This is a genomic window from Paenibacillus brevis, assembly GCF_018919145.1.
GTDB lineage: Bacteria > Bacillota > Bacilli > Paenibacillales > Paenibacillaceae > Fontibacillus > Fontibacillus brevis.
Genome location: NZ_JAHLQJ010000040.1, coordinates 1 through 10,638, shown reverse-complemented (window position 1 = coordinate 10,638; position 10,638 = coordinate 1). Strand labels below are relative to the sequence as shown.

General features: G+C 49.1%; 8 protein-coding genes. All 8 read left to right on the top strand.

Annotation, left to right across the window (positions count from 1 at the left end):
* Positions 1-422: 422 nt before the first annotated feature.
* The 8 genes from KQJ23_RS23450 to KQJ23_RS23415 all read left to right on the top strand — a co-directional run bounded on the left by KQJ23_RS23450 (position 423) and on the right by KQJ23_RS23415 (position 10,487).
* On the top strand, positions 423-881 hold the full coding sequence (locus KQJ23_RS23450) for a CtsR family transcriptional regulator (RefSeq protein ID WP_216481314.1): 459 nt from the start codon (positions 423-425) through the stop codon (positions 879-881).
* Positions 882-931: 50 nt separating this feature from the next.
* Entirely contained in the window at positions 932-1,462 is a 531-nt protein-coding gene (mcsA, locus tag KQJ23_RS23445; RefSeq protein ID WP_216481313.1) for a protein-arginine kinase activator protein McsA, read from the top strand.
* 12 nt (positions 1,463-1,474) lie between these two features.
* Positions 1,475-2,533: a protein-arginine kinase McsB gene (gene mcsB, locus KQJ23_RS23440; protein ID WP_216481312.1), complete on the top strand. Its 1,059-nt coding sequence runs from the start codon at positions 1,475-1,477 to the stop codon at positions 2,531-2,533.
* 32 nt (positions 2,534-2,565) lie between these two features.
* Positions 2,566-5,010: an ATP-dependent protease ATP-binding subunit ClpC gene (clpC, locus tag KQJ23_RS23435; RefSeq protein ID WP_216481311.1), complete on the top strand. Its 2,445-nt coding sequence runs from the start codon at positions 2,566-2,568 to the stop codon at positions 5,008-5,010.
* Positions 5,011-5,207: 197 nt separating this feature from the next.
* On the top strand, positions 5,208-5,906 hold the full coding sequence (locus KQJ23_RS23430; RefSeq protein ID WP_346779453.1) for a response regulator transcription factor: 699 nt from the start codon (positions 5,208-5,210) through the stop codon (positions 5,904-5,906).
* Positions 5,907-5,948: 42 nt separating this feature from the next.
* Positions 5,949-7,166, top strand: a complete 1,218-nt coding sequence (locus KQJ23_RS23425) for a sensor histidine kinase (protein WP_249530030.1) — start codon at positions 5,949-5,951, stop codon at positions 7,164-7,166.
* Positions 7,167-7,839: 673 nt separating this feature from the next.
* A complete protein-coding gene (locus KQJ23_RS23420) occupies positions 7,840-9,234 on the top strand; it encodes an MBOAT family O-acyltransferase (RefSeq protein ID WP_249530029.1) in 1,395 nt (464 codons plus the stop codon).
* Between the two features lie 17 nt (positions 9,235-9,251).
* Complete coding sequence (locus KQJ23_RS23415) at positions 9,252-10,487, top strand: DHHW family protein (RefSeq protein ID WP_216481308.1); 1,236 nt, start codon at positions 9,252-9,254, stop codon at positions 10,485-10,487.
* Positions 10,488-10,638 lie beyond the last annotated feature (151 nt).

Below are 10,638 nucleotides of genomic sequence, written 5' to 3'. Positions count from 1 at the left end.
ACTTGGACCGAAGGGTCCTGGGAGAGTAGGACGCCGCCAAGCAACACAAAGAGCACTGCCGATAACTCGGTGGTGCTTTTTTCTTTTTTTTTGGAACCGACGGTTGATCTGAATGCTATTTCTTATCAAGCACCGCTGCAGCACCTGGTCTCCATTAGCGAGTAGTGAAGGAATATGCATAGGCTCATGTTTCTTTTAACAACCTTAGTGCGGAAGTAGCCGCTTGTGTTAGCCTTAGAAGTTTTATCACCTCTTGAGGTGCAATAGAATAATTTGCGTCTATAGCGCCCAAACTGAAATTATTGAGGATACGATATCCCCTTGGCAAAATGATGATTTATGTTATAATGTATATAAAGTCAAAGAAAGTCAAAGTCAACAAACAAAAAACAAAGGGTCCAAAGGGTTATGGAGGGTGAGTGATGCGCAATATTTCCGATATTATCGAAAAATATCTCAAGGCCATCCTGCAGGACAGCCCCGAGGGGATCATTGAAATTCAGCGCAATGATTTGGCTGAGCAATTTTCCTGCGTGCCATCACAAATTAATTATGTGATCAGTACAAGATTTACCCTGGAGAAAGGCTATTTGGTCGAGAGCAAGCGGGGGGGCGGCGGCTATGTGAGAATACGCCGCATTGAACTGCCGGGACCGACCACGCTCCACACGCATCTGCATCAAACCATCGGTGAAGAGATGGGGCAATCCGCAGCGGAAGGGTTAATTTATCAGTTAGTGGAGGCGCGCTTCCTGACCGCCCGCGAGGCAGCCTTGATGCAAGCGGCTGTATCCCGCGAGGTACTGATGGTGAAGCTGCCGTACCGGGATCAGATCCGGGCCAGAATGATGAAAGCAATGCTCATTTCGTTGCTAAGCTAAGCGATTAGAGCAGTAATCTAGGTCTATCCAGACAAGGAGGGACATTGATCATGCAATGCCAAGAATGCGGCAAACGCCCGGCTACTCTGCATTTCACCAAAATTGTGAATGGAGAGAAGACGGAATTTCATATTTGTGAAGCATGTGCCAGGGAAAAGGGAGAACTGATTCCGGGAACATCCGGCGGTTTCTCCATCCACAATCTGTTATCAGGATTAATGGAATTCCATCCTGGTTTTCAAGGGCAATCCGCACAGACTAAGCCATCCGAGCCGCTTCGCTGTGAGGAATGCGGTCTGACCTATGCCCAGTTTAGCAAAATTGGACGTTTTGGCTGTAGTTCATGCTATAAATATTTTAACAACCGATTGGATCCGCTCTTCAAGAGAGTACACGGCAATACCGTCCATGTAGGCAAGGTTCCGAAGCGGATAGGAGCTCACATCCAGGCTGAACGCAAGATCGAGGATCTTCGCCGGGAATTGCAGGACAAAATCGTACAGGAAGAGTTCGAAGAAGCGGCAGCGATTCGGGATCAAATTCGGGAGCTTGAAAAGAAATGTTCCGCAGAATCAAATTAGGAGGAAGGCGCGATGACTAGTCTGCGATTTACAGAGCAGCCGCTCAGCGAGTGGATGAGCCGGGGCGGCAACGAGTCGGAAATTGTAATGAGTACGCGAGTACGCATCGCCCGCAACTTGATTCATCATCCATTTCCGATGCTGTCCACCAATCAACAGTCGGAAGAGATCCTTCATCTTATGGAGGGTGTGCTTTCCGACGAAGAGCTGAAGCAATTTGGCAAGCTGATTCCGGTCTCTATGAACGAGTTGGAGGAACTGGATAAGCAGATCTTGGTGGAGAAGCATTTGATCAGTCCTAATTTGGCGAATGAATCACGAAATGGCGCTGTATTTATCAGCGAAGATGAAAGTCTTAGCGTGATGGTGAACGAAGAGGACCATTTGCGAATTCAATGTTTATATCCAGGGCTTCAAGTACAGGAAGCATGGGAGAAGGCCGCACGAGTTGACGATATTTTTGAAAAGCATGTGGATTATGCCTTCGATGCCAACCGCGGATTCCTCACCAGTTGTCCGACCAATGTCGGCACCGGTCTCCGGGCTTCTGTCATGATGCATTTGCCGGCGCTCGTATTGACCCAACAGATCAACCTTATTTTATCGGCTGTATCTCAGGTGGGACTTACCGTGCGCGGCATCTATGGTGAGGGCAGCGATGCAATTGGGAACTTGTTTCAAATCTCAAATCAGATTACACTGGGACAAAGCGAAGCGGAAATCATCGAGAATTTGTATGGAGTTGTCCTGCAAATCATCGAGCATGAGAAGAACGCGCGCGAGAAGCTTCTGCATGAGTCCAGACTTCGGATGACGGACCGGGTGATGAGATCATACGGGATTTTGTCCCATGCTGCTATTATCGATTCCAAGGAAGCTGCTCAGCGGCTGTCCGATGTGCGGCTTGGCGTAGATATCGGTCTTATTGAATCCCTCCCCGCTCAGGTCATTAACGAGCTGAATGTCATGACCCAGCCGGGTTACTTGCGGAAGCAATTTGGAGAGAACCTCTCTCCAAGCGAACGTGATATGTACCGGGCGAAGCTGATTCGGGAAAAAGTGGGTAATTAACGGAATAGATTCTTATTGGAGGTGTATGTAGGATGATGTTTGGAAGATTTACAGAACGTGCGCAGAAGGTGCTCGCACTGGCTCAAGAGGAAGCAGTCAGACTGGGGCATAATAATATTGGAACCGAGCATATTTTGCTTGGACTGATTCGGGAAGGCGAAGGAATCGCGGCCAAGGCTTTGATCGGTCTCGGCCTCGGACTTGAGAAGATTCAAGATGAAGTGGAAACCTTGATCGGACGGGGGCAAGAGCAGCCGACGAACATTGCCTATACACCGCGTGCCAAGAAGGTTATAGAGCTATCGATGGATGAAGCACGGAAGCTGGGACATACCTATGTTGGAACCGAGCATATTCTGCTTGGACTGATTCGCGAAGGCGAAGGCGTTGCCGCACGGGTTCTGAACAACCTTGGCATCAGCCTGAACAAAGCCCGTCAGCAGGTCCTGCAGTTGCTGGGAAGCAGTGAGGCTGTATCCAGTCATCATGGAGCTCCGGCCAATGTGAACACTCCGACACTGGACGGCTTGGCTCGGGACCTTACCGCCTCGGCTAAAGAAGGCAATCTGGATCCGGTCATTGGCCGCAGCAAGGAAATTGAGCGGGTCATACAGGTGCTTAGCCGCCGGACGAAGAACAATCCGGTTCTGATCGGGGAACCGGGCGTCGGGAAGACTGCCATTGCAGAAGGTCTTGCCCAGAAGATTATCAATAACGAAATTCCGGAGACACTCCGCGACAAGCGGGTTATGACCCTAGATATGGGCTCCGTTGTCGCCGGTACGAAGTACCGCGGCGAGTTCGAGGATCGTCTGAAGAAGATCATGGATGAGATTCGCCAGGCAGGCAACATCATCCTGTTTATCGACGAGCTTCACACTCTTATCGGTGCCGGTGGGGCCGAAGGAGCCATCGATGCTTCCAACATCCTGAAGCCTGCATTGGCTCGGGGCGAGCTCCAGTGCATTGGTGCGACAACGCTGGATGAATACCGCAAATATATTGAGAAGGATGCCGCATTGGAACGCCGGTTCCAGCCGATTACCGTCGATCAGCCTTCTGTAGAGGAAGCTATCCAGATTCTGCATGGACTTCGGGACCGTTATGAAGCTCACCACCGGGTAAAAATTACGGATGAAGCGATTGAGCAAGCGGTGAAGCTGTCGGATCGCTATATTCAAGATCGTTTCTTGCCGGATAAGGCAATCGACTTGATTGATGAAGCGGGCTCCAAGGTAAGGCTGAACTCTTACACCGTACCGCCAAACCTCAAGCAGCTTGAGAGCCGTCTGGAGGATATCCGCAAGGAGAAAGATGCTGCCGTTCAGAGCCAGGAGTTCGAGAAAGCAGCGGCCCTTCGGGATACGGAACAAAAAATTCGCGAAGAGCTTGATATCACAAAGAACCAATGGAGAGAAAAGCAAGGACGGACCGATTCCGAAGTAACGCCGGAGGATATCGCACAGGTGGTTGCCAGCTGGACGGGAATTCCGGTCAATAAGCTGAAGGAAGAAGAGACCGAGCGTCTGCTCAATATGGAGTCTATCCTGCATGAGCGTGTGATCGGTCAAGATGAGGCCGTGAAGGCGGTCAGCCGGGCTATCCGCCGGGCGCGCGCAGGCCTTAAAGATCCGAAGCGGCCGATGGGTTCCTTCATCTTCCTCGGTCCGACCGGGGTCGGGAAGACGGAACTGGCTCGTGCGCTTGCGGAATCCATGTTCGGCGATGAAAATGCCGTCATTCGAATCGACATGTCGGAATACATGGAGAAGCACTCTACGGCCCGTCTGGTCGGGGCTCCTCCTGGATATGTAGGCTATGAAGAAGGCGGACAATTGACTGAGAAGGTACGCCGCAAGCCTTATTCCGTAGTACTCCTTGATGAGATCGAGAAGGCTCACCCTGAAGTCTTCAATATCCTGCTCCAGGTTCTGGAGGACGGCCGATTGACAGACTCCAAGGGGCGTGTCGTGGACTTCCGGAATACGCTGATTATCCTGACCTCCAACGTGGGAGCCGATGCGATTAAGAAGAACTCGCGGCTTGGCTTCACAGCCATGGAGGATGCCGGTGCCGATTACGACAATATGAAGGGCAAAGTGATGGAAGAACTCAAGAAGAGCTTCCGTCCCGAGTTCCTCAACCGGATCGATGAAATCATTGTCTTCCACTCGCTGGAACAAAAGCACATCGCCGAGATCGTTACGCTCATGTCCGAGGAGCTTCGCAAGCGCCTGAGAGAGTACGATGTGGACTTTACGCTGACAGATAAAGCGAAGGACTTTCTGGCCAAGGAAGGCTTCGATCCCGCTTATGGCGCACGCCCGCTTCGCCGGGCAATTCAGAAGCATATCGAAGACCGGTTATCGGAAGAGCTGCTGACAGGAAACGTGAAAAAAGGCGATTCCTTGACTATTGATGAAGAGAACGGTACTCTGACGGTATCAACAACGGGAACTTATACCCGCAATGCCTGATGAATAACTGAATTTCTATGGCAAGAGCGAAAAGAAGCGAACGAACAAAAGTTGGACGGAAAACCTTGCGTTTTCTCGCCCAACTTTTTGTTTTGAGGACTTTTTAGATAAGCTCTTTTCTCCTGCTCAGAAAGGCAACAGGAGGAATTCGGTCCTTCTTTGCCGAACTTACATACCTGTCAAGGAGGTACGTCGAAGTGAAGGAAACGATTTTACTAGTGGATGATGAGAAAGAAATTGTCAGGCTGATGGAGATTTACCTGCGCAATGAAGGCTATAACCTATTGACTGCATCTGATGGCTTGGAGGCGCTGGAGCTTCTTGAGTTGCATCCGGTTCATTTGATCATTCTTGATGTCATGATGCCGAAGCTGGATGGCTTGGAGGCCTGCATGCGGATTCGTGAAGAACGTGATACTCCTATCATTATGCTGTCGGCCAAGAGTGAGGATATGGATAAAATCTCCGGACTAAGCATTGGGGCGGACGATTATGTCACTAAGCCGTTTAATCCGCTGGAGCTGCTCGCTCGGGTAAAGTCACAGCTTCGGCGGTATAATCGATATATCAATAATACCCAAGCTCCTGCTCCGGATGAAATTGTGATCGACGATCTGGTGATTTATACCGCTATGCATAGAGTAACAGTAGACCAACGGGAGATCAAATTAACGCCGCGCGAATTCGAGGTTCTCAAGCTGCTGGCACTTCATCGCGGCATTGTGCTGAGCATGGACAAGATCTATGAGGAAGTGTGGAAAGAACCCTATATAGAGTCGAAAAATACGGTTATGGTCCATATCCGCAGACTCCGGGAGAAGATTGAGCTGAACCCGCAGAATCCCCGGTACATTAAGACTGTATGGGGAATCGGCTATAAAATAGAAGTCCAATAAGAAAGCCAGGTATTCAGGATGAGCTTGAAACGACTAATTTCATTGAGAGTAAAATTTTTGGTATCCACGATCGTCAGTCTGCTGCTTTCCGTCACCGTCATGTATTTATGCCATCAATTGGCTGCCTATATCCTGACGCTTCCCAATACGACGTTCTGGTCTCCCATTCGAGAGGTCGTTCGCGGGATCATCCAGCAATGGGGCTCCATTCCCGCGATGATCGTGGCAGGGACAGGGATCTTTATCCTGACGTACTGGATGCTGACAAGGGGAACCATCCGGTACTTAAAAGAGCTGGATCAAGCCTTGACGGAAGTCGGACTCGGGCGCATGGATGTAAAGATCCCCCTGCGTACTTCTGATGAGCTTGGTCATTTGGCGCAGCATTTGAATGCAACGGTCGAGGGGCTTAATGTCTCTATTCGGGAGATCACAAACGGTCTCGGCGAAATTGCGGAGGGGAATCTCGAACGGAAGATCCCGGCGCAAGCGGGGGAACTGGCCAAGATTGCGGACAGCATTAATCATATGGCAGACCGGTTGAATCAGTCTATCGAAGAGGAGCGCCTGGCGGAGAGGTCCAAGAATGATCTGATCACCGGTGTCTCCCATGATCTCCGAACCCCGCTCACGTCCATTCTCGGCTTTCTGGAGGTCATAGAAGAGGATCGTTATAAAGACGAGACAGAACTGCGTTACTACGTAGATATCGCATATGAAAAGGCGAAGGACCTAAAGAAGCTGATCGACCAGCTCTTCGAATACACACGGATTCAGAACGGCCTGCCTTTGCAAAAGTCCGAGCTTGACCTGAACGGTTTTCTGGGTCAGCTTGCGGAGGAGTTTGTTCCCATTCTGGACAACTCCGCTATGCAATGCCGTGTGTCCGCGCAGCAGGATACTGCAGTCATCTATGCAGATGGGGACTTGCTGGTACGTGCATTTGAGAATCTATTAAGTAATGCCATCCAATATGGCGCCGACGGCAAATTTATCGATATTGAAATCTCCATCGAAGAGCCTTGGGCCCGCGTGAAATTCATTAATTATGGCAAAGAAATTCCTTCGTCGAGTCTGCCGCACTTGTTTGACCGCTTTTATCGAGTGGACAGCTCCCGCTCCAAGACGAGCGGAGGAACCGGGCTGGGACTGGCTATCGCCAAGAGTATTATTGACGTCCATCAGGGGCAAGTGTCTGTTACAAGCAGCCCGCAGAGCACGGCTTTCGAGGTTTTGCTTCCGCTGGCAACGAAAAGATAGAAATTGAAATTGCAAGTAGAAGGTCCAAAAGCAAGCTTTGGAACACCCATATCAACAAAATAGGATGATATTCATAAAATGCCAAGGAGCCAAGCGGCCTATTTTCCGCTCAGCTCCTTGGTTTTTTTCGTCTATGGCTGCTATCTTAAGCAGATGGTATCGATCTTGCTCATGTTATTTTTCCAGGCCTTGCCCAAGTGCGGAAAGCTATTGAATTGCTGGAAGGGGAGCTCATGCGGCGAAACAAATGCGCAAAAGCAGTTATTTTGCTGGGCTGGCGGATTATGCGGCAAAACAAACGCCGGAAAGCAAATAGATTGCAGTTAGTGCCTGCGCAGGAAGGGCATAAGTGTAAAGGTTGCTGCAGAAGCGGAGCGTTCGCCTTTGGGAGGGGATTTCTTCCTTTTCAAAACTTAGTCCAATCGGAGAAATCCGCGAGCAACAGCGATCGTAAGCAACCTTCACACGTTTGCCTCCAGCACGCAGCATCATTAGCAAGGGCCTATGGGATAGCCCCGCATGCCTCGATTAGCTTGATTACCTCGGATAGAAAGATAAGAAAATGGTAAGCATTTGTTAAGAACTGCTGTATGGATTATTAACTTTCCTTTTCTATACTTCTCTTGGAAGCTCTGATAGAGAGAAGGGAGTTACATACATGGTTTTCTCAAGCATGATTTTTTTATACCTCTTTTTGCCCGTTTTGCTCGCGGCTTATTTCTTATTCAAAAAGCCCGCGCATCGGATATGGATTTTGATCGGATTCTCTTATGTGTTTTATGCATGGGGTGAGCCGGTATGGGTCATCTTGTTGTTGGGTGCGTCCCTGTTAGGCTATTTATTCGCTCTTGGCATCGAGCGGACAAGAGGAACCTCGCTATCCAAATTGTTGTTCATCACAGCCATTGCAGTCAACATCGGCCTTCTATGCTTTTTTAAGTATACCGGATTTCTGATGGGGACTCTGAACACGTTGCTGCCGTTTCAGTTCCCGGTTCCGGATATAAAGCTCCCCATCGGTATTTCCTTCTTCACCTTCGAATTAATTTGTTATCTCACAGATGTCTACAAGGGAGTCATCGCAGCTCCGCGGTCACCGAAAAAGGTGCTGTTCTACGTTTCCTTCTTCCCGCATTTGGTGGCTGGGCCGATCATTCGCTATCGGGATATCGAAGAGCAGATCGAACGACCGCAGGTCACTCTGGCCGGATTCAGTGGAGGGGTCTCCCGTTTTGTCCTTGGACTTGGGAAAAAGGTGCTGCTGGCCAACCTCTTGGGGGAATCGGCCAATCTCCTGCTACATGCGGACGAAGCCTCTGTCTCTGTCTTGGGGATGTGGTTCGGAATCCTGCTTTTCGCCTTGCAGATTTATTTTGATTTCTCAGGGTATTCAGATATGGCGATCGGCTTAGGCAAAATGTTCGGGTTCAATCTCCGGGAGAACTTCAACTATCCTTATATCTCCAAGTCTGCGGGAGAGTTCTGGCGGAGATGGAATATGTCCCTGGGGGGATTCTTCCGAGATTATGTCTATATTCCCCTGGGAGGCAACCAAAGAAACACCATGCGGAATTTGTTCGTTGTCTGGTTTCTGACCGGCATCTGGCATGGGGCCAGCTGGAACTTCATTATTTGGGGGCTTTATTTCGGGGCGCTAATCTATATTGAAAGACAGTTTCTCGGAAAATGGCTAGATAAGCTGCCGGCTCTATTTGCCCATATATATGCTGTGTTGATTATTCTGATCGGTTGGGTTTGGTTCTACTTTACAGATTTGTCTGAAGCGATCCATGCCCTGCTTACCATGCTTGGCCTTAATCATAAAGCCATTCTCAATGTAGAGTTGGGATTTTATGTGCGCGACAATTTGATCCTGGTTGTTGCTGCCGTGATTCTCTCGATACCGCTGCTCGTAACAGGCGCACAATGGTTTGGCAAGGCATTTCCTAGACTGGAAAGGGGTCTCACGCTTGCAGGAGCCCCGGTCCTTCAAGCCGTTATCCTCTTTCTCTGCACAGTCCTGCTTGTCGGCAGTTCTTATAATCCCTTTTTGTACTATCGTTTCTGATGAAAGGAGGAGCAGGTATGAATTTACGATATAAAATAAATACGGCCATATTTCTGGCTGCAACCTTTGGTTATGGGATCATCAGCCTGATTCATGCCTACGCGGATAATGGAAGTGTCTCATCTCTTGAGCAGCGGGCTTTGGGAGAACTCCCTTCCTTTTCCTTGGGGAGTCTGGCGACAGGCGCCTTCATTCAGGACTTCGAACAATATTTTAATGATCATCTTCCTCTCCGCACCTCCATGGCTAAGACAGGCGCACTTATCATGACGTGGAAAGGGCTGCCTGACGAGGAAGCGATCCTGGTTCAGCAAGGAGGGGACAATACCGCCTTAAGATTGACGGGTGATAATGATATGGAGCAGCTGGTGCAAGAAAGCCAGGATACGCAATATTTAATTTATAAAGAGCAGGCTTACACGCTGTTTAAGTATTCGAATGCCGCTGCCGAGCTGTATGCCGAGACGCTGAACCGCTTTCGTTCCGAGGTTGACTCCGCGGCTCGAGTGTATTCCATGCTGGTCCCGACATCCTCCGAATTTATTGATCATGACCACTATAGCCAGCTCTCGGATTCGCAGAAGGAGGCGTTAGGACATATAAATGAATTGCTGTCCTCCGGAATTCAACAGATTGATGCTTATAGTGCGTTGGATCAGCATAAGGAGGAGGACATCTATTTTCGCACAGATCATCACTGGACCGCTTTGGGTGCCTATTATGCATATAGCGAATTCATGAAGACCGTTGGAGAAGAGGCAGTGCCGCTGAGCACTTTTGCACAGGGGGAGATTGATGATTTCTTGGGTTCCTCCTATAAGGCTACATTAAGCTACAAGCTGAAATCCCATCCGGATGTGATTACCTATTATCAGCCGGCGGATAGTTATAGCTACACCAGATATTATACGAATGGTAAGAAAGTTGAAGGAAAAGTAGTTGATCCGTCATATGCCAAGGAGGATATCGGCCTGTACTCTGTCTTCCTAGGCGGGGATTTTCCCTGGGGTGAAATTCATACCGGGCAGGATAATGGCAAAAGCATCGTCGTGATTAAAGACTCGTATGCCAATGCGTTCATTCCGTATCTGATCCCTCATTTTGAATCCATTTATTATATCGATCCCAGATTTTACAAAGGCAGCCTGACTGCCTTTATAGAGGTGCATCACGCTACCGATGTGCTATTTCTAAATAATTCTACGGTCGCCCGAACCAAGGGAATCGCCGAGTTGATTGATCAGCTGTTATGAAAGTTCAAACATTATCGTGGAATTTCTACAAAAATCAACGCATATTACCGATGTAATAGAATAAAAGCAGCTTGCAAAGCTGAACTGTGACCCATAAGAAGGACACTTTGAAAAAAGTGACCCTCTTGTGGGTCATTTGTGTTTTAATCAG

What these genes read in the sequence shown, in the direction of transcription:
- mcsB (WP_216481312.1), top strand. Translation starts at nt 1,475, where the DNA reads ATGACTAGTCTGCGATTTACAGAGCAGCCGCTCAGCGAGTGGATGAGC.
- KQJ23_RS23450 (WP_216481314.1), top strand. Translation starts at nt 423, where the DNA reads ATGCGCAATATTTCCGATATTATCGAAAAATATCTCAAGGCCATCCTG.
- mcsA (WP_216481313.1), top strand. Translation starts at nt 932, where the DNA reads ATGCAATGCCAAGAATGCGGCAAACGCCCGGCTACTCTGCATTTCACC.
- KQJ23_RS23415 (WP_216481308.1), top strand. Translation starts at nt 9,252, where the DNA reads ATGAATTTACGATATAAAATAAATACGGCCATATTTCTGGCTGCAACC.
- KQJ23_RS23420 (WP_249530029.1), top strand. Translation starts at nt 7,840, where the DNA reads ATGATTTTTTTATACCTCTTTTTGCCCGTTTTGCTCGCGGCTTATTTC.
- clpC (WP_216481311.1), top strand. Translation starts at nt 2,566, where the DNA reads ATGATGTTTGGAAGATTTACAGAACGTGCGCAGAAGGTGCTCGCACTG.